17 protein-coding genes are annotated in these 19180 nt (G+C 72.8%); 7 read left to right on the top strand and 10 right to left on the bottom strand.

The features are described from left to right. Nucleotides 1-123 precede the first annotated feature (123 nt). Together ABD419_RS13330 and ABD419_RS13335 are read left to right on the top strand one after the other, a co-directional pair. Entirely contained in the window at nucleotides 124-1668 is a 1545-nt protein-coding gene (locus tag ABD419_RS13330; protein ID WP_344487140.1) for a PucR family transcriptional regulator, read from the top strand. A gap of 80 nt (nucleotides 1669-1748) precedes the next feature. Continuing rightward, nucleotides 1749-2336 (top strand): nucleotidyltransferase family protein, encoded by a 588-nt coding sequence (locus ABD419_RS13335; RefSeq protein ID WP_344487142.1) that lies wholly within the window; start codon nucleotides 1749-1751, stop codon nucleotides 2334-2336. Nucleotides 2337-2391: 55 nt separating this feature from the next. Here ABD419_RS13335 and ndk read toward each other — a convergent pair whose 3' ends face one another. Beyond that, nucleotides 2392-2835 (bottom strand): nucleoside-diphosphate kinase, encoded by a 444-nt coding sequence (gene ndk / locus ABD419_RS13340; protein ID WP_344487144.1) that lies wholly within the window; start codon nucleotides 2833-2835, stop codon nucleotides 2392-2394. Between the two features lie 84 nt (nucleotides 2836-2919). Between ndk and ABD419_RS13345 the strand changes: the two genes are divergently transcribed. Then, nucleotides 2920-4788 (top strand): VOC family protein, encoded by a 1869-nt coding sequence (locus tag ABD419_RS13345; RefSeq protein ID WP_344487146.1) that lies wholly within the window; start codon nucleotides 2920-2922, stop codon nucleotides 4786-4788. Between the two features lie 44 nt (nucleotides 4789-4832). Then, nucleotides 4833-5852: an SCO2521 family protein gene (locus ABD419_RS13350; RefSeq protein ID WP_344487148.1), complete on the top strand. Its 1020-nt coding sequence runs from the start codon at nucleotides 4833-4835 to the stop codon at nucleotides 5850-5852. Between the two features lie 36 nt (nucleotides 5853-5888). Here the strand turns inward: ABD419_RS13350 and ABD419_RS13355 are convergent, their stop codons facing one another. Genes ABD419_RS13355 through ABD419_RS13365 form a run of 3 tightly spaced genes read right to left on the bottom strand, consistent with a single transcriptional unit; the run spans nucleotide 5889 to nucleotide 9696 of the window. Continuing rightward, a complete protein-coding gene (locus tag ABD419_RS13355) occupies nucleotides 5889-6887 on the bottom strand; it encodes an SCO2522 family protein (protein ID WP_344487150.1) in 999 nt (332 codons plus the stop codon). Continuing rightward, on the bottom strand, nucleotides 6884-7828 hold the full coding sequence (locus ABD419_RS13360) for an SCO2523 family variant P-loop protein (protein ID WP_344487152.1): 945 nt from the start codon (nucleotides 7826-7828) through the stop codon (nucleotides 6884-6886). Before ABD419_RS13360 ends, ABD419_RS13355 begins: the two co-directional genes overlap by 4 nt. 2 nt (nucleotides 7829-7830) lie before the next feature. Further along, nucleotides 7831-9696 (bottom strand): SCO2524 family protein, encoded by a 1866-nt coding sequence (locus ABD419_RS13365; protein WP_344487154.1) that lies wholly within the window; start codon nucleotides 9694-9696, stop codon nucleotides 7831-7833. Between the two features lie 203 nt (nucleotides 9697-9899). Between ABD419_RS13365 and ABD419_RS13370 the strand changes: the two genes are divergently transcribed. Beyond that, nucleotides 9900-10109: a hypothetical protein gene (locus ABD419_RS13370; protein ID WP_344487156.1), complete on the top strand. Its 210-nt coding sequence runs from the start codon at nucleotides 9900-9902 to the stop codon at nucleotides 10107-10109. Nucleotides 10110-10113: 4 nt separating this feature from the next. Here ABD419_RS13370 and ABD419_RS13375 read toward each other — a convergent pair whose 3' ends face one another. Genes ABD419_RS13375 through ABD419_RS13400 form a run of 6 tightly spaced genes read right to left on the bottom strand, consistent with a single transcriptional unit; the run spans nucleotide 10114 to nucleotide 17196 of the window. Next, the gene (locus tag ABD419_RS13375) at nucleotides 10114-10629 is read right to left on the bottom strand and encodes a GNAT family N-acetyltransferase (RefSeq protein ID WP_344487158.1); all 516 of its coding nucleotides are present in this window, start codon (nucleotides 10627-10629) and stop codon (nucleotides 10114-10116) included. Between the two features lie 2 nt (nucleotides 10630-10631). Continuing rightward, nucleotides 10632-11036, bottom strand: coding sequence for a DUF4233 domain-containing protein (locus ABD419_RS13380; protein WP_344487160.1), 405 nt, complete (start codon nucleotides 11034-11036; stop codon nucleotides 10632-10634). Next, the gene (locus ABD419_RS13385; RefSeq protein ID WP_344487162.1) at nucleotides 11029-12366 is read right to left on the bottom strand and encodes a bifunctional folylpolyglutamate synthase/dihydrofolate synthase; all 1338 of its coding nucleotides are present in this window, start codon (nucleotides 12364-12366) and stop codon (nucleotides 11029-11031) included. The genes ABD419_RS13380 and ABD419_RS13385 overlap by 8 nt, the downstream gene beginning before the upstream one ends. Before the next feature lie 58 nt (nucleotides 12367-12424). Beyond that, a complete protein-coding gene (locus ABD419_RS13390) occupies nucleotides 12425-15043 on the bottom strand; it encodes a valine--tRNA ligase (protein ID WP_344487164.1) in 2619 nt (872 codons plus the stop codon). A 42-nt stretch (nucleotides 15044-15085) separates the two neighbouring features. Further along, nucleotides 15086-16021, bottom strand: coding sequence for a methylmalonyl Co-A mutase-associated GTPase MeaB (gene meaB, locus ABD419_RS13395; protein ID WP_344487166.1), 936 nt, complete (start codon nucleotides 16019-16021; stop codon nucleotides 15086-15088). Further along, a complete protein-coding gene (locus ABD419_RS13400) occupies nucleotides 16021-17196 on the bottom strand; it encodes an acetyl-CoA C-acyltransferase (RefSeq protein WP_344487168.1) in 1176 nt (391 codons plus the stop codon). The genes meaB and ABD419_RS13400 overlap by 1 nt, the downstream gene beginning before the upstream one ends. 42 nt (nucleotides 17197-17238) lie before the next feature. On the opposite strand from ABD419_RS13400, the gene mce reads away from it, so the two are divergent. Both mce and ABD419_RS13410 read left to right on the top strand, forming a co-directional pair. Further along, nucleotides 17239-17667 (top strand): methylmalonyl-CoA epimerase, encoded by a 429-nt coding sequence (gene mce / locus ABD419_RS13405; protein ID WP_344487170.1) that lies wholly within the window; start codon nucleotides 17239-17241, stop codon nucleotides 17665-17667. A 216-nt stretch (nucleotides 17668-17883) separates the two neighbouring features. Continuing rightward, nucleotides 17884-19083, top strand: a complete 1200-nt coding sequence (locus ABD419_RS13410; RefSeq protein WP_344487172.1) for a cell division protein DivIVA — start codon at nucleotides 17884-17886, stop codon at nucleotides 19081-19083. Nucleotides 19084-19180: the final 97 nt, after the last annotated feature.

The raw sequence follows: 19180 nt of genomic DNA on the forward strand, positions 1-19180 counted from the left end.
TCGTTTCCCGGCCGTTAAATGCTGGAGGATCGTCCAAAGTCGGTCGAGCGGCGGGGTTATGGTGGCGAGGTACCCACCGCGTCCCGAACCCGCCTGCGAAGGCCGGACCCCCTGGGGGCCACCATGCGACTCCGTTCACTGCTCCAGATGCCCGAACTGGGCCTGACCCTGGTCTCGGGCGGGCATCACCTGGACCGGGAGATCCGGTGGGTCGTGCCGACCGACCTGCGCGACCCGCGCCGGTACCTGTCCGGCGGGGAGCTGGTGCTCACCGGGATGATGTGGCGCCGGGCTGAGCGGGACTCGGACGCGTTCGTGCGCAACCTGACCGCCGCCGGCGTGACCGCGCTCGGCGCGGGCGACCACCCCGAGTTCCACACCGTGCCGTCCGATCTGGTCGACGCGTGCGCCCGCCACGACCTGCCGCTGTTCGCCGTGGACGCCGAGGTCGCGTTCGCCGAGATCACCGAGCGGATCGTGCAGCGGCTCTCCGCGGGCCGCTCGGGGGACCTCGCCTCGCTCCTGGACCGGCACCGGCGGCTCATCGCCGCCGACGGCATCGGGCAGATCCTCGAACTCATCGATCGCGAACTGGGCATGGAGTGCCTGGTGCTGTCGCCGAGCGGCCGCGCCCTGCGCGGCAGCCTGGAGCTCTGCGAGGAGGACCGCACCGCGATCGTCGCCCGCGCGCACGCCGCGGACCGCCTGCCGCAGAAGGCGACCCTCGACCGGCACCGCTGCTACTCCGTGTTCGGCATCGGCTCCACGATCCATACTGGACGGTTCCTCGTCGTCGGCGACGACCACACCCGGTGGCCGCCGGAGCGCCGGCTCGTCGCCGAGCAGCTCTCGGCCCTGCTCATGCTCGAACTCGACGACCCGTCGCAGCGCCCCGCCCCGCACGTCGAACTCGTCACCGCGCTCCGCGAGGGCCGCGTCGACGCCCACCTGATGCGCTCGGCCGGACTCCCCGCCGACGGCCCCGCGACCGTGATCGCCGCGACCGGCGAACCCGCCGCGCTGCGCGAGGCCGTCGTCGCCGAGACCCTCCAGTTCGACCCCGGCGGGAACGGACTCGACGACACGCTGCGCCCGCCCGTCGCCGCCTGGGCGACCTGCGGCGGCGAGACCGTCGCGATCCTCACCGGCCCCGCCGCCGCCCCCGAGGAGCGCGCCCGCCTCGTCGCCTGGGCCCGCCGCTGCGCCGCGGCCCTCCAGGCCGCCCACCCGGGCGGGCCGGACGCCGTCGGCATCGGCCTCGCCGACCCCGTCCGCACCCACGGCGCCCTGCGGGGCGCCCTCGAGCAGGCCCGGCACACCGCCGCGCTCGCCCAGCCCCGCCCCGGCCGCATCGAGGTCGCCGAACCCGACCACCTCGTCTCCCACCGGATGCTCCTGGCCGCCGTCCCCCCCGACGTCTCCAAGGCGTTCCGCACCCGCGTCCTCGACCCGCTCCTGGAGTACGACGCCCGGCACCGCTCCGACCTGCTGCCGACCCTCCGGCGGTTCCTCGAATGCGACGGCTCCTGGCGCCAGTGCGCCGTGAGCCTCCACGTCCACGTCAACACCGTCCGGTACCGCATGCGCCGCGTCGAGGAGCTCACCGGCCGCGACCTGCGCAATCCCCTCGACCGGATGGACCTCGCACTGGCGGTCAGCCTGGACTGACCGCCCCGGAAGCGGGCGGCGCAGGGGGCGCCGCCGCACCTCCCGCCGCGAGGCGGGACCATCGAAGGGGGATCACGCACATGGGGAACACCGCGGGGCTCGTGCTCGCCGCAGGCGCCGGAAGGCGCTTCGGCCAGCCCAAGGCCCTCGTCCAGTACGACGGCGAGAGCCTGCTCGACCGCGCCGTCGCCACACTCCGCAACGGCGGCTGCCGCCAGGTCCTGGCCGTGCTCGGCGCCGGGGCCGAGCAGGCGCTGTCGGCCGCCACGGAGGCGTTCACGCCGGTGCTCAACCGGCGCTGGGGGCAGGGGCTGTCGACGTCGCTGAAGGCCGGGCTCGCCGCCGTTCCGGCCCGGTACGACGGGGTCGTCGTGACCCTCGTCGACCAGCCGCGCGTCGAGGCCGAGGCCGTCCGGCTGCTCATCGCGGCCGCCGCGGAGGGGGCCACGGTCGCGATCGCGACGTACGCCGGCCGGCGCGGCCACCCGATGTACTTCGCGCGCGAGCACCTCGACGGCATCGCCGAGGGCGCGACCGGCGACCGCGGGGCCCGCGACTTCATCGCCGCGAACCCGGACCTGGTGCGCGAGATCGCGTGCCCGGGCGACCCGATCGACGTCGACACCCCGGCCGACCTCGCCGCGCTCCAGCACCCGAGCCCCGCCTAGCCGCGGGAAGGCGCACGCGCACTGCTGCCAGCGTCGTCAGCGGTGCGTCAACACCTCAGAACCAGAGGTCGATCTCGCGCTTCGCGGACTCCTCCGAGTCCGAGGCGTGGACCAGGTTCTGCTGGTTCGACAGCGAGAAGTCGCCGCGGATCGTCCCCGGCTCCGCCTTGCGGCCGTCGGTGGCGCCGGCGAGCTTGCGCACCACCGGGATCGCCTCGTCCCCGGACACGACCAGGCTCACCAGCGGGCCCGAGGTCATGAAGTCCTTCAGGCCCTCGTAGTACGGCCGGCCCACGTGCTCGGCGTAGTGCGCGTCCGACAGCGCCGCGTCCATGGTCCGCAGCCGCAGCTCCTCCACGCGCAGGCCCTTGCGCTCCAGGCGGGCCAGGACCTCGCCGATGAGTCCGCGCCGGACGGCGTCGGGTTTGATCAGCACGAGCGTGCGCTGTTCGGCCACTGGAGACTCCTTGGGAACGACTGTCGGATTAGTGGCTGCCATCGTAAGCGATGTTGTGTCTGTTGCCTCACCCACGTACGATTCACGTTGAAACCCGGTTTCCCAGTTGCGGATGAGGTGTCCCAGATGCCCTCGAGACAGCCACCCCGTCCCGCCCCGCGGCCTTCCAAGGCCCCCAGCCGGGGCGGCGCCAAGGGCGGCACCGCCCGCGGCGGGGCGAAAGGCGCGGCCGTCAAGGGCGGCGCCGGAGCCCGCAAGGCGGCGCCCGCGAAGGCGCAGCCGCGCGGTGTGCGGCAGCAGCAGGCCCGGGGCATGACCGCCGAGCAGCTGCGCCAGCAGCGGCTCGCGATGGACCAGCAGCGCCGCCAGAACCAGGCCCGCTGGTGGGCGATCAACCAGCACGCCATGAAGGACCTGCACTCGCGCCAGCACCATGCGGCGGGCGGCGAGGCCATCGGGACGGTCCTCAACGCGGACAGGCGGATGCGCTGGCGCACCTCGCGGGCGATCGGCGCCATCACTTTACTGATTCTCGCGTTCTTCTTCACCTCCATGGCGATCGGCGCGCAGAGCGTCGGCATCGCCGTGCTCGCGTTCCTGTGCCTGGCGGGCACGATCGCGTTCTTCACGGTCGAGCACTCGGCCCGGCGCTTCCCGCAGCCGGTCCCCGCGCCGCCGCTCATCGGGCAGCACCGCCTCGAGGACCTCATCGTCGAGGACGACCCGCCGCGCGGTGCCGCGGTGAAGCAGCCTGAGCGCGGCTCACTCGACGACCTGTTCGAACCGGACCGGCCCGAGACCGCCCCGCTCCCCGAACCGCCGGCCGCGGCCCCCGCGGCCACGGTGGTGACCGAGGTGCCGCCGGTCGCGGCCCCCGCGGCCGAGCCCGAGCCCGAACCCGCGAGAGCCGAACCGCCGGTGACGACGGCGGCCGCCGAGCCCGCGAGAGCCGAGCCCCCGGTCCCGCCCCCGGCGGTCCTGGTGTCCGAGCCCGTCGTGTCCGACCCCGTGGCGGTCGAACCCGTTGCGGCCGAACCGGTCGAGGAGCTCCCGCGGCGCGAGACCGTCGCGGACGCGGCGGCCCCCGCTCCCCCGCTGTTCGTGGTCTCCGAGGCTCTGAAGGCCGCGTCCGCGCCGCCCCCGAGGGCCGAGATCGAGGTCGAGGACAGCCCGGTCGAGGACGACTTTGCAGAGGACGACCTGGTCGCGAACGGCACGGCCGAGGCGCCCCCGCCCGCCGCGACCGTCCCGGTCCAGTCCCCGCAGTCGACCGAGACGCTCCCGGTCGAGGCCCCGCCCGTCGAGGAGCCGACACCGCCCGCGGCGGCCGAGGCGCCCCCGCTCGCCGAGTCGCCCGTCGACTCGGCGTCCTCGGAGTCCGCGCCACTGCCCGCCGACCCGCCCGCGGCGTTCACGCTGCCGAGCGAGCAGATCGGCGGCGCCGCCGTGGTCGAGATCGTCGACATGCCGCTCGACGAGGAGCCGCCGGCGAAGGGCCCCATCGCGGAAGCCGCGTCGAAGCTCCGCTCGCCGTCCCCGCCGCGCCCGCGCGAGTCCGAGGAGGGCGGCAGCCTCGCCAGGGACCTCGCCGAACTGCTCCTGTCCGAGGAGCGCCTCGGCGGCGCCGACGTCACCGACGTGGCCGCGACCCTCGTCGTCACCGACCTCCAGCGCTCGGTCGAGTTCTACACGGACGCACTGGGACTGGCGATCTCCGACCGCACCGCCGAAGCGGCCGTGCTCGACGCCGGGTTCGGGAAGATCCTGCTGTGGGAGCGCCCCGACGCGCCGCCCGGCGAGACCGGGATCATGCACCTCACCTTCGAGGTCGGCGACATCGACGCCGCGTTCACGCAGATGAACGAGGCCGGCGTCCAGTTCCTGCACCTGCCGCGCACCGCGCTGCTGGGACAGAACTACGAGATGCGGGCCGCCGCGTTCCGCGACCCCGACGGGCACGGCCTGGCGATCACCGAGCACCGGGAGCGCGACTAGCGGCCCACCGAGACCCGTTCCCGCCCTTGCGAAGGGGAGTGCCCATGCTCATCGTCGGCGAGATCCACACCGCACTGCTGCCGCACTCGCGGCCGCTCACGCCCGAGGAGGCCCGCGCGGCCCTGTCGCTCGCGGTCGGCGAGACCGTCGTCCAATGGGCGCGGCCCGTCCCGCACACCGCGTCGCCGACGCTCCTCCACGGCGTGGACTGCCGACTGCCGCTCGCCCCGAAACCGGACAACGAGCACGCCGACGACCGGTCCGCGAACGGGTCGGTACGCGCCGTCGGCACCGTCTGCTCCCGCGCGGTCCTCACCGGCGGGCACCTCCTCCAGGGCTCGGCGTGGACGGCGGTCGCGCCGCCCCGCCGGCCGCGGCGGATGCCCTGGTCGTACTACCTGGCCCGGCCCGGCACGCTGGAGACGATCGGGAACTTCGAGGCCGAGCGCCTCGCCCGCGCGTTCCTCGCCGCCGAGACCCGCCGCGACCGGTCCGAGCTCCTCGACACCGCCGCGATCGCCCGGCACTCCATCCACGACGTGCTCGCGCGCCCCGTCCTCGACCAGCGCCCGCCCGTCAAGACCGGGTCGACCCGGCTGCGGTGGGCGGCCATCGCCGACCCGGCCAGGGGCCGGGCCGTCGCGTTCCGCCTCGTCGGCAACGACCGGCGGCGCATGAGCATGGTGACCGGCGTCGTCGACCCCGAGTCCGTGGCCGCGGCGGCCGAGGACCTCGCCGTCCACGACTGGCTCCTCACCGCCGTCGCCGCCCGGATCGCGCTCGCGAAGATCGGCGAGGACCCCCGGCACACGCTGCGCACGCTCCGACCGGTCGTGGACCACCTCCTGCACCTGTGGTCGGCGGGCGCCCGCACCTCCCGGGACCTGGAGTTCATGTGGGACTCCCTGGAGCGGCGCCCCGGCCTGTCGCGGCAGTGGGCGACCATGACCGAGCGCGTCAGGTCCCAGATCGACTACGGCGCGGCGGACCTCGCCGCGAAGATGCTCGACATGATGGAGCAGGGCCAGCGCCGCGGCGGCGGGCCCGACCAGTTCCTGCGGTGAGCGGCCGCGGGCCCGACCTGCGGCCTGGTCCGGGCCCTACAGCGGTCCCTGGAAGATGTAGCTGAGCCGGTCGACGAGCTCGGCCGGGAGCGTCATGCCCTCCCGCTCGGCGGACTTGCGGATCGACTCCAGCGCACCGGGGTCGGGCCGCACGCTGCCGCAGATCACCCGCACCGCGTGCTCGACCTCCAGGAAGTCCACCGACAGGACCGAGACGGTCCGGTACGCGGGGAACGGGAACGCCTTCGAGTTGAGCTGGAGGATCGGCGGCATCTCCGCCCACGCGTCGGGGAACCGGCTCCCCGGGTGGCGGCGCACGGGCGCGTGGCCGTGCTCGGCGGGCACCAGCGAGTCGACGAGCTCGGGCACGCCGATGCGCCGCCCCTGGTTGCGCAGCACGCCCAGGCGCATCAGCTGCCAGACCGCGGCGAGCATCGGGCAGGACCAGCGCCGGCCGGCCGGGCCGTCGTTCCACAGCTCCACGTCGAGGAACACCGAGTGCTCGCGCTTCGCGTTCTGGCTCGGCGGGATCCACCGCAGCGGCGCGCCCATCGCGATGCCGCGCGGCTTCGGCGTGGGCACGCCGTTGGGCAGCCAGCCGAGGTCGGAGACCGGCGGCCGGCCGCCGGTGGTGCCCGGCGGCGGCTCGAACACGATCCGGTCGGCCACGAGGCCCGCGAGGTCCAGGGGCCCCATGCGGTCGCAGGAGGACTCGCGGGCGAGGTAGTCGATGCGCAGGCCCGCGTCGGCGGCGGCCTCGACCACGGTGCTGACGAGCCGGCCGGGCTCGGGCAGGTCCTGGTGGAAGTAGTCGTCGACGAGGTAGCAGGTGGAGACGCGGGGCGTGCGCCCGCCAAGGCGCTTGGTCAGGGCCTCGGTGGTGCCGTGGACCCACGCGGCCGCGGACGCCATCTCCTCCTTGAGGGCGTCGGGCCGGGCGAGGTCGTCGGCGTAGAGGTGCCCGACCTCGATCGACAGGTGCGACATGCCGAACCGCTCGGTGCGCTGCTTGGCGCTGGTCTCCTCGTACGTCATTCGATCCCCCGCACGCTCGCTTCGAGTCCCGGCACGAACAGCTCCTCGGCCGAGCGCGCGGCCAGGTCGGCGAAGGCCCGGACGGTCTCCTGGTTCGCGATCCGCAGCGTCACCGTGTCGGCGTCGGTGATGATCTGCTCGCGCCACTGGAGGACCGGGTCGAGGGGGACGGACCCGAGGAGGTTCATGCGGCCCAGCTTGAGGCGGGCCGCCATCTGGTGGAGGTCGGCGTCGATCTTGCGCAGCCAGCGGATCTGCGTGGCCTCCAGGCCCGACAGGTCGGCGCCGTCGGGGTCGACGACCGCGGTGCGCACGTAGCGGATCGAGGAGAGGAGCTTGCGCTGGTAGTCCTCGCCGTACGACTTCGCGGTCTCCACGAGGCCGCGCTCGCCGTGGACGAGGGAGTGGGCGGCGATGACGTGCTGCTTCGTCCAGCGGTGGTAGACGATCCACCGCCACGGCAGGTTCGCGAGCTCGGCGCGGGCGGTGGCGGCCATGACCATCTCGGTGGCGTGCGAGCGGCCCGCGGAGAGGTCGACGATGACGAGGTCGTACTCGCGCGAGAGCTCCTGCAGGAGTTTGACGCAGCGGTCGACGGTGTGCTCGTCGCCAGGGAACTCGGAGCCGTCGGCGTCGCCGGGGCAGAGGACGAGCTCGCCGGCGCCGTCGGGGCGGGCCTGGAGCTCGGCGCGGTCGCTCACGGCCCACACCGAGTGCCGCTCGGGCTCGGAGGCGAGGTCCTGGAGGTACTCGTGGACGCCGTTGCCGTGGGTGCCGTGCTCGAGGTCGTCGATGCCGAAGATCGCGCCGGCCGTGGGCGACCCGAAGTCGAAGTCCACATAGCACACGTTCATGCCCTGGACGGCGCGCCGGTACGCGAGGTTGCACGAGGAGACCGACCGGCCCGTGCCGCCCTTGTCCGAGGTCGCGAACAGCAGCATCGTCACACTCCGGTCTCGGCGTCGCGGCCGGCGGAGATGAGCCGGTCGAGGTCGATGAGGGCCTTGACGCCCAGGGAGAACGCCGTGCCGGGCCGCTCGTCGACGACCTCCTTGGCGTGGCGGATCGTCAGCCCCACCGAGCGGATCTCCTGCGCCAGCGCGGGGCCGGCGTTCCCCGAGCCGCGCAGCAGCTCCTGGTCGTAGATGTGCTCGGCCTCCACGAGCAGTTCGTGCGCCAGCTCCTCCAGGCTCCGCGAGCGGGCGGGCTCGGACCCGGCGAACTGGGCGGCGAGCACCATGGCCTCGACGACGCGGATGGTGAAGTGCCAGGACGGGTCGGTGAAGGCCTTGTCGAGCTCGGTGTAGACCTGCTGCGGCTGGTCCCACAGGCGGGAGGCGCCGCCGTCGCGGATGCGCCTGCGCGCCAGGTGGTCCCACACGAGGTCGGCGACCTGGAGGAGGTCGGCGCGGGCCTCGATGGTCACGAGGAGGCCGGCGGCGTCGTAGATGCGCTTGAGGAGCAGGGGCGCGAAGTCGACCATGTTCCAGATCATGGCCGGGCCGTCGAGCTTCTCGATGCCGGCGAGTTCGGCCGTCACGCCGGGGTAGTGCATCTCGATGGCGCGGTCGCCGACGAGGGGGCGGCGGGTGATGCGGCCGCGGTTGGCGAGTTCGACGAGGACGTTCGCGAGGCGGATGAGGTCGTCGTCGCCGCCGCGCTGGGAGCCGAAGGTCTCGGTGGCGACGGCGCAGACGAGGAGGCTGTAGTAGTCGTACTCGAGGCCGTCGGTGGTGCGCCAGGGTACGTCTTCGAGGGGCCACTTGGAGCCGCCGCCGAAGGAGGCGACCATGGCCCAGTAGCGGCGGGTGACGTCGAGGCGGATCTGGAGGGACTGGGCGAGGCGGCGCTCCTCCTCGGTGAGGAGGTTGCGGCGCATGACGCGGTCGGAGAAGAGGGTCGCGATGGCTTCGAGCGCGACCACGGTGAAGTACAGGTAGGGGGCGTCCTCGGCGCGGCCGATGCGCTGGGTGGAGGTGTCGGAGACCTCGGGGATGTCGGGGGCCTTCTCGACGACGGACCAGGACCAGCCGATCTCGAAGAGCTTGGTGGGGGCCTCGACGCCGGCGGTGCCGCCGGAGCCGACGGTGATGGTGCGCAGGGTCGCGATGATCTCCGCGGCCTCGTCCCTGAAGCGGCGCACGATCTTGCGGTCGGGCTGGCCGTCGACGTTGATGAGGGCGATGAGCTGGCGGCCGAAGTCGTCGTCGGCGTCGAAGGTGGAGACGGCGAAGGAGCGGAGGAGGCCGGTGATCGCGCCGAGGAGGCGGCGGTGGACGACCTGCTCGACGTGGCGGAGCTCCTCGACGAGGTCGGAGCGGCCCATGCGGTCGACGGTGGGCGCGAAGTCGGCGAGGAAGGTGAGCGCGGTGAGGCTGAGGGGGATCGCGAGCGCGAAGCCCTCGGTGACGTCGATGGCGCGCTGCTCGGCGGTGGCCTTGACGGACTTGTCGACGCGGTGCATGTTGGCGCCGCCGGAGTAGACGGGGACGCCGCCGGCGTCGACGTGCCGCTCCATGTAGTCCTTGACGAGCCGCATGATCCGGATGGGGATCTCGACGGCGTCGCCGAGGCCGGCGAGGGCTTCGAGGACGGCGTCGCTGGTGGCGTCGGGGTCGGCGTAGCGCAGGTCGGGGAGTTCCTGGGCGGGGTAGAGCAGGCACAGGAGCTGCTGGGCGTCGCCGACGGCGTCGGAGGGGTTGCGCCCGCCCCAGTGCCACTCGCCGCGGCGGGAGCCGTCCCCGGCGGGCCGCCAGCTGTAGGCGATCTGCGCCCGCCAGATGTCGAGGAGCTGTTGCCGAGGCTGCATCTTCACAGGGACCACCGCCGTACGCTCGGGGACCGAAACGGACAGCTTCACTATTGCATGCCCAAGTGACGCAACCGGCCTCGTAGAACGCGTTGTGTCGGCTACCCGACAGTCACGGAGCGTCCGCGGACGGCTCCTGAAGCGTCTTACCAGTAGGACGGCGGACCGGAGCCCGCGGACCGCCCCTGGCATGAGGAGTCCCCATGGTCGAGATGATCTTCGCCGGCGTCCTCGTCGGCGCGGTGGTCACCGCCGCCGTCATCACCGGTGCGCGCGACCGGCGCATGCGCCGCCGCCTGCGCGACGACGACGAGTTCGACAGCGCGAACCCCGCCCCGATCCCCGCCGGCTGGCACGCCGCCGGGACCCACAACCCCGGGATCACCAGCGGCATGGACGCGGGAAGCGACTGAGCGCTCAGGCCTTGCGCTCGTAGACGCGGCAGGGGACCTCGAGGCGCGGGACCACGGTCTCGCGTTCGAGGACCATGCCCAGCTTCTCGGCGACGCGCACCGACGCGGCGTTCTCGGCGTGGATGCAGGAGACGACCCGGTCGAGGCCGAGCTCGCCGAACGCGAAGCCGATGACGGCGCGCGCGGCCTCGGGCGCGTACCCGCGGCCCCAGCGGCTGCGCGCGACGCGCCAGCCGACCTCGGTGGCGGGCAGGATCTCCGGCAGGAACGACGGGGTCGCGAGGACGCCGAGCCCGACGAGCTCGCCGGTCGCGCGCTCGCACACCGCGAACGCGCCCCAGCCGTGCTCGTCCCAGTGCGCGGCGGCCTTCGCGCACAGCGCCTCGGTCTGCTCGGGCGTGCGCGGATCGCCGGTCCCGATGTACCGCATGATCTCCGGGTCGGCGTTGATCGGGGCGAGGGCCGCCGCGTCGGCGGCCGCGAGGGGCCGCAGGAGCAGGCGCTCGGTCTCGAGTTCCACGGTCACCGCCTCGGGGGCCGGGACAGCTGGTGCTTGACGTACCAGCAGTAGAGCCACACGAGCGCGAACACGATCCCGGCGACGCCGAGGGACCAGTGGATCGGCCAGCACGCGATCACCGCGGCCTGGAGCACCGCCCCGGCGGGCCAGATCCACGGGCGCTTCGCCATGCCCGCCAGGACGATCGACGCGAGCACCAGGACGCCGATCGCGATCGTCGCGGGCGCGGGGTCGTCGAGGATCATCCGCATCGGAACGATCGCCAGCAGCAGCGCCAGCGCCTCGAACGCGAGGGCCATCGCCGCGAGGCTGCGCGCGGCGCGGGCCGGGTCGCGCAGGCCCGAGCGGGACTCGTCCGGCTCCTCCCAGGGGGCTTCGGCCTCTTCGGGGGTCTCGTGCTCAGCCACGGCGGCCGACCAGGATGCGGCGGGCGTCGGCGACGGTGAACACCGAGCCGGTGACGAGGACGCCGCCGCCGGACTCGTACAGGTCGTCGGCCTCCTCGGCGAGCTCGATGCCGCGGGCGATCGCGTCGCGCAGGTGCGGGTGCACGTGGACCCGCTCCTCGCCGAAGACCTCGACGGCGAGCTTCGCGAGCGTCGCCGCGGGCATCGCCCGGTCCGACGACGACTTCGTGATCACGATCTCGTCGAGGACGCCCTCGAGGAGTTCGAGCATGTGGTCGACCTCCTTGTCGGCGAGCATCCCGACGACGCCGACGAGCTTGCGGAAGTTGAAGCCCTCCTCGACGGCCTTCGTCATGGCCTCCACGCCCGCGGGGTTGTGCGCGGCGTCGAGGATGACCGCGGGCTCGCTGCGCACGACCTCCAGGCGGCCCGGGGAGGTGAACTCCGCGAACGCCTGCCCCACGACCTCCGCGTCGAGGGCCTTCGGCTCGCCCGCGCCCATGAGCACCTCGACGGCCGCGAGCGCCAGCGCCGCGTTGTGCGCCTGGTACTCGCCGTGGAGCGGCAGGAACAGGTCCTGGTAGCGGGCGGCGCGGGTCTCGACGGTGACGAGCTGGCCGCCGACGGCGACCTCGCGGGAGGTGACCTCGAAGCCGCGGCCCTCGGGCACGAGCTTCGCGCCCACCGACTGCGCGCGGCGCAGCAGCGGCTCCATCGCGGAGCGCTCCTGGACCGAGGTGACGAGCGTCGAGCCCTCGTGGACGATCCCGGCCTTCATGGTCGCGATCTCGGCGATGGTCTCGCCGAGCCACTTCGTGTGGTCGATGCCGATCGGGGTGACGACCGCGACCTCGGCGCCGAGGACGTTCGTGGAGTCGGTCTCGCCGCCGAGGCCGACCTCGACGATCCCGACGTCGACGGGCGTGTCCGCGAACGCGCCCATGGCGAGCGCCACGGTCATCTCGAAGTAGGTGAGCGACTCGGTGGCCTCCCGGTCGACGAGCTCGGCCAGCGGCGCGATCTCGTAGTACTGCTGGGCGAGCCGCTCGGGGCTGATCGGCTCGCCGTCGATGCAGATCCGCTCGGTGACGTCGTTCAGGTGCGGCGAGGTGAACATGCCGGTGCGCAGGCCGTGGCCGCGCACGAGCCGCTCGATCATGCGGGTGGTCGACGTCTTGCCGTTCGTCCCGGTGATGTGGACGGCCCGGAAGGAGCGCTGCGGGTCCCCCATGAGGTCGAGCAGCTGCTTGATGCGGTCGAGCGTGAAGTCCCAGCGGGAGAACCCGCGGGACTCGAGCGCCGCTTCGACCTGCGCCAGTTCGGCGTTCAATGTGGTTGTCCCCCAGTGAGAATGAGGTGGCCGGGGCCGCGTGCGGCCCCGGCCCCTGCTACGCGAGTCGTGCGAGCTGCGCGGTGACGCGCGCGATGTCGGCCTCGGCGGTCGCCTTGCGCGCCTTGATCTTGTCGACCACGGCGTCGGGCGCCTTCGCCAGGAACGCCTCGTTGCCGAGCTTCTTCACGGTCCCCTCGAGCTCCTTCTCGGCGGCCTTGAGGGCCTTGTCGAGGCGGGCCCGCTCGGCGTCGACGTCGATCGAGCCGGACGTGTCGAGCGCGACCGTCAACTGGTCGGACACGGCGAGCTCGGCGGTCGGCGCGAAGCCCTCCCCGGCCGGCTCCAGCTTGACGAGCCCGCGGATGAACGGCTCCTCGTCGGCGAGGCCCACCGCGTCGAGGCCCGTGAGGCGGGCCGGGAGCGGCAGGCTCTGCTTGAGGTCCTGGTCGGAGCGGAAGCGCCGCACCTCGGTGACGAGGTGCTGGAGCGCGGCCACGGCCCGCTCGGCCTCCTCGTCGGTGCCGGCCGCGACCGGCCAGGCCGCGACGGTGAGCGAGCCGCCCTGCTCCTCGGTGCCGGTGAGCGTCAGCCACAGCTCCTCGGTCACGAACGGGATCACCGGGTGCAGCAGGCGCAGCAGCTGGTCGAAGACGTGGCCGATGACGCGGCGGGTGTCGTCGGCCCGCCGGCCGCCCGCGGCGAGCACGGGCTTGGTCAGCTCCAGGTACCAGTCGAAGACGTCGTCCTTCGCGAAGTGGTAGAGCGCGTCCATCGCCTTCGCGAACTCGTACTGCTCGAACAGGCCGTCGACGGCGGTGATCGTCGCCGACAGGCGCGACAGGACCCACCGGTCGATCAGCGACAGGTCGGTGGGCAGCTCGCCCTCGACCGTGGCGCCGCTCATGAGCGCGAACCGGGTCCCGTTCCACAGCTTGTTGCAGAAGTTCCGCGACAGCTCGGCCAGCTCGATCGAGGCGATCGAGTCCGCGCCCGGGTTCGCGTCGCGCGCGAGCATGAACCGCAGCGCGTCGGCCCCGTACTGGTCCACGACCTCCAACGGGTCGATGCCGTTCCCGGAGGACTTCGACATCTTCTTGCCGTGCTTGTCGCGGATGAGGCCGTGCAGGAACACCTCCGCGAACGGGGCCCTCCCCATGGCGTACGTCCCGAACATCATCATCCGGACCACCCAGAAGAAGATGATGTCCCAGCCGGTGACGAGCACCGCCGTCGGATAGAACTTCTCCAGGGACTTCGTGTCCTCGGGCCAGCCGAACGTCGAGAACGGCCACAGGCCCGAGGAGAACCACGTGTCGAGCACGTCGGGGTCCTGCACGTAGCCTTCGGGGGCGGTCTCCCCCGGGCCCACGCACACCTCTTCGCCGTTCGGGCCGTACCAGATCGGGATCCGGTGCCCCCACCACAGCTGGCGCGAGATGCACCAGTCGAGCAGGTTGTCGACCCACGAGAAGAACCGCTTCTCCATCTCCGGCGGGTGGATCTTCGTCTCGCCCGAGCGCACCGCGTCGCCCGCGGACTTCGCGAGGCGCTCCACCTTCACGAACCACTGCTTCGACAGGCGCGGCTCCACCGTGGTGTCGCAGCGCTCGCAGTGCCCGACCGCGTGCATGTACGGGCGCTTCTCGGCCGTGATGCGGCCCTCGGCGCGCAGCGCGGCGGCGATCGCCGAGCGGGCCTCGAACCGGTCGAGCCCCTGGAACGGGCCGTGCGCGGTGATCACGCCGCGCTCGTCCATGATGAGGATCGACTCCAGGCCGTGGCGCTGGCCGATCGCGAAGTCGTTCGGGTCGTGCGCGGGCGTCACCTTGACGGCGCCGGTCCCGAACTCGGGGTCGACGTGCGAGTCGGCCACGATCGGGATGCGGCGGCCCGTGAACGGCACCTCGACGGTGGTGCCGAGGAGGTGCCGGTAGCGCTCGTCGTCGGGGTGGACGGCCACGGCGGTGTCGCCGAGCATCGTCTCCAGCCGGGTCGTGGCGACCACGATCGACGCGTCGCCGTCCCCGTAGCGCATCGACACGAGCTCGCCCGCGTCCTCCTGGTGCTCCACCTCGATGTCCGAGAGCGCGGTCATGCAGCGCGGGCACCAGTTGATGATGCGCTCGGCGCGGTAGATCATGCCGTCGTCGTACATGCGCTTGAACATGGTCTGGACGGCGGCCGAGAGCCCGTCGTCGAGGGTGAACCGCTCGCGGTCCCAGTCGACGCCGTCGCCGATCTTCTTCATCTGCGAGGTGATGCGCTCGTGGTAGACGTCCTTCCACTCCCACACCTTGTCCACGAACGCGTCGCGGCCGAGGTCGTGGCGGGACAGGCCCTCCTTGTCGGCGAGCTGGCGCTCCACCACGTTCTGGGTGGAGATGCCGGCGTGGTCGGTGCCGGGGAGGAACAGGGCCTCCTTGCCGCGCATGCGCTCGCGCCGCACCAGCGTGTCGATGAGGGTGTGGTCGAGCGCGTGCCCGAGGTGGAGCTGCCCCGTCACGTTCGGCGGGGGGATCACGATCGCGTAGGGCTCGCGGTCGGAGTCGTCGGCAGCCTTGAACCGGCCGTCGGCTACCCACTTCGCGTAGCGTCGCGCCTCTACCTCTACGGGCGCGTACGTCTTCGGCAGGTGGGTTTCCGGGGCCGGTGTCTGCTCAGCTGCGTCTGTCACCGCTCCAGTCTACGAAGCCGCGCGGTGGGAAGGCGAAGAGGTTTAGCCGGTGTCGCCGAGAACGCTCCGCGCCGCCGACGCCACGTCGGTCTCGCCGCTCGCGACGGCCTCGGCCAGCGCCTCCGTCACCTTGTACCGCTCGCGCAGGGCCGCGTCGACCCGGGCGCGGATCTCGGCGGCGGCGCGGCGGCGCCGCTGGTCGGCGAGGCGGTCGCCCTCGGCGAGCCAGTCGTGGTGCTTGGCGACGGCGGCGACGAGGTCGTCGATCCCCTTCGCCTCGGAGGCGATGGTGGTGCAGACGGGCTGGCGCCACTCGCCGGGGTCGCGGCGCACGAGGCTCATCATGGCGCGCAGGTCGCGGACGGTGCCGTCGGCGCCGGGCCGGTCGGCCTTGTTGACGACGTACACGTCGGCGATCTCGACGACGCCGGCCTTGACCGCCTGGATGCCGTCGCCCATGCCGGGGGCGAGCAGCAGGAGGGTGGTGTCGGCGAGCGAGGCGATCTCGACCTCGGCCTGGCCGACGCCGACGGTCTCGACGATGACGACGTCGAAGCCGAGCCCTTCGAGGAGGCGCACGCCCGCGCCGGTCGTGGCGGCGAGGCCGCCGAGGTGGCCGCGGGTGGCGATCGAGCGGATGTAGACCTCGGGATCGAGGGCGTGGTCGGCCATGCGGACGCGGTCGCCGAGGATCGCGCCGCCGGAGAACGGGCTCGACGGGTCGACGGCGAGCACGCCGACGCGCAGGCCCTGGGAGCGCCAGGCGGCGATGAGGGCGGAGACGAGCGTGGACTTGCCGACGCCGGGCGAGCCGGTGACGCCGACGACCTGCGCGTCGCCGCCCTTCACGAGGGCGGCGAGCGCGGGGGCGTCGGCGGTGCTGTTCTCCACGACGGTGAGGAGGCGGGCGGTGGCCCGGCGGTCGCCCGCCCGGGCCGCCGCGACGGTGTCCTCCAGGGGGCGGTCGAGCGGCGCCATCAGGCTCCCTTGAGGACGATGGCGTCGCCCTGCCCGCCGCCGCCGCACAGGCCGGCGGCGCCGAGCGCGCCGGGGGCGAGCTGGCGGGCGAGGGTCTGGGCGAGGCGGGCGCCGGAGGCGCCGATCGGGTGGCCGAGGGCGATCGCGCCGCCGTCGGGGTTGACGCGGTCGAGGTCGACGCCGAGGGTCTCGGCGGAGGCGAGGACGACGGCGGCGAAGGCCTCGTTCATCTCGACCACGTCGAGGTCGGCGGCGGTGGCGCCGGCGAGGGCGAGGGCCTTCGCGATCGCGTTGGCGGGCTGGTCCAGGAGGGAGTTGTCGGGGCCGGCGACGGCGGCGTACGCGAGGATCTCGGCGGTCCAGGCCCAGCCGTTGGCCTCGGCGAGCGACCGGCGGGTGAGCACGAGCGCGGCGGCGCCGTCGGAGATCTGGGAGGCGGAGGCGGCGGTGATGGTGCCGTTCTCGGTGAAGGCCGGGCGCAGCTGCGCGAGGCTCTCGGGGGTCGACTCGGGGCGGACCCCCTCGTCGGCGTCGACGTAGCCGCGGCGGGTCTCGACGGGGGTGATCTCCTCGGCGAGGCGCTCGGCGGCCTTGGCGGCCTTCCGGTGCGAGTCGGCGGCGAAGGCGTCCTGCTGCTCGCGGGTGAGCGAGCGGCCCTTGAGGTGGCGCTCGGTGGACTCGCCCATGGAGATGCCGTCGTAGGCGTCGGTGAGGCCGTCGTGGGCGAGGTGGTCGAGGAGGACGGCGTCGCCGTACTTGAAGCCGCGGCGCGAGCCGGGCAGCAGGTGCGGGGCGCGGCTCATCGACTCCATGCCGCCGGCGACGACCACGTCCGCGGCGCCGCCGCGGATGAGCTGGTCGGCGAATCCGACGGCGGTGAGGCCCGACAGGCACACCTTGTTGATCGCCAGCGCGGGCACGCGCATGGGGAGCCCGGCGGCCACGGCGGCCTGGCGCGCGGGGTTCTGGCCGCACCCCGCGGACAGGACCTGTCCGAGGAGGACCTGGTCGACCAGGTCGGGGCTGACGCCCGCGCGTTCGATGGCGGCTCGGATCGCGGTCCCGGCCAGGTCGGTGGCCGGGGTGTCGGCGAGGGCCCCGTTGAAGCGCCCGATGGGTGTCCGGGCGGCGGCGAGGATGACGGTCGTGTCGTCAAGGGCCGAGTGGTCGTTCATGGCGGACCTCCGTTGGTCGATTCGCTCGATAGGCTCGATCGTATGACGTTCACGGACGGAATCGGATTGCGGCGCATCGATCACATCGGCATCGCGGTGCCCGACCTCGACGCGGCCCTGGAGTGGTACGAGGGCGCACTCGGCGGGAAGGCGGTGCACCGCGAGGTCAACGAGGCGCAGGGCGTCGTCGAGGTGATGGTCGCGTGGCCCGAGGGCGGCGCGCAGGTGCAGCTGCTCGCCCCGCTGACCCCGGAGTCGACGATCGCGAGGTTCCTGGGGACCAAGGGCCCCGGCCTCCAGCAGCTGGCGTTCATCGTCGAGGACGTCGACGCCGCCGCGGACGCGCTCCGGGCGAGGGGCGCGCGGCTCCTCTACGACGAGGCGCGGGAGGGCACCGCGGGGTCGCGGATCAACTTCGTGCACCCGAAGGACGCGGGGGGCGTGCTGGTCGAGCTCGTCGAACCCGCTTAGGGCGCTTCGCAGGTCAGGGGCGCGGTTCACCGGGAGTGTCGGATAGGCGACGCCATTCGGGTGATACCTGGAGATTACCGAAAGTTTACCCCGTTCCACTTCCGTGTCGTTCCAAGGGATTCGCCCGATTTGCGGCTAGTGTTGCGGGTGGTTCGACCTCCACAAACCCCTGACCTTGCTGTCGACATTCCCATTCGCGTCTGCAAGTATTGGTCCATGTCGCAGCAGCCCTCCAGCAGTACCTTTTTCGACAACGACCAATCGGTGCCGGAATTCCCCGTGCAGTTGCGGGGTTACGACCGGCACCAGGTGGATGAGTTCATCCAGAAGAACCTGGCGAAGCAGAAGCAGACCGAGTCGCAGCGGACCGAGGCCGAGCAGCGGATGACCGACGCGCAGCGTCGCCTGCGCCAGGCCGAGCAGCGCATCCAGGGTCTCGAGCAGCGCCTCGCCGAGCAGCAGAAGCAGCTCGAGGAGAACACGCGCCCGACCCTGTCCGGTCTGGGGACCCGCGTCGAGCAGATCCTGCGGCTGGCCGAGGAGCAGGCCAACGAGCACCGCGCCGAGGCGAAGCGCGAGACCGAGGGCATCCTCTCGGCCGCCCGCCTGGAGTCGCGCGAGATCACCGACGCCGCCCGCGGCGAGGCCGGCAGCCTGAAGCAGAACGCCGAGCGCGAGGCCAACGCCCTCCGCACCCAGGTGGAGCGCGAGGTCGCGGAGCTGCGGACCAACGCCCGCCGCGAATGCGAGACCCTGCGCGCCGACGCCGAGCGCGAGACCAAGCAGCTGCGCACCGCGACCGGCCACGAGGTCGCCGAGCTCAAGGCCTCCGTCGAGCGCGAGGTCGCGACCCTCCGCGCCACGGCGGACCGCGAGATCACCCAGCTGCGCGCCAAGGCCGCCCGCGAGGCGGAGGAGAAGCGCGCCGAGGCCGCGAAGCTCTTCGCCGAGGCGAAGGAGAAGCGCGACAAGGACCTCCAGGCCCTCGACCTCGAACTGGCCGAGCGCAAGGAGAAGGCCGAGCGCGAGGAGTCCGACCGCCACACCCGCGCGGTCGCCGAGACCCAGAAGCTCGTGTCCGACGCCGAGAACCGCGCCCGCGACGCCGAGGAGCGCGCGAAGTCCGCGGAGACCCGCGGCGAGGAGAAGCGCTCCGAGGCCGACAAGTACGCCGAGGACACCACGTCCAAGGCGAAGAAGGACGCGAACAAGCTCGTCAGCGACGCCAAGTCCGAGGCCGAGCGCCTGCTCGCCGACGCCAAGTCCGACGCGGAGCGGGTCACCAAGGACGCCGAGACCAAGGTGTCCGAGCTCACCGCGAAGCGTGACCAGGTGCAGGAGACCCTGCGGAACCTCAGCGGTCTGGTCAGCGGCGCCCTCGGCGGGGCGCTCGGGCAGCAGGACGGCGACAAGTAGAAAAACCCGACGAACAAGTAAACCTGGCGAATCCGCGTTACCGTCGAAACCTACGACAGTGAAGAATGATCGTAGGCGTAGGTCGACGGTGGAGGAA

Origin of the sequence: Glycomyces endophyticus (assembly GCF_039531525.1) — a bacterium.
Taxonomy (GTDB): Bacteria; Actinomycetota; Actinomycetes; order Mycobacteriales; family Micromonosporaceae; genus Glycomyces; species Glycomyces endophyticus.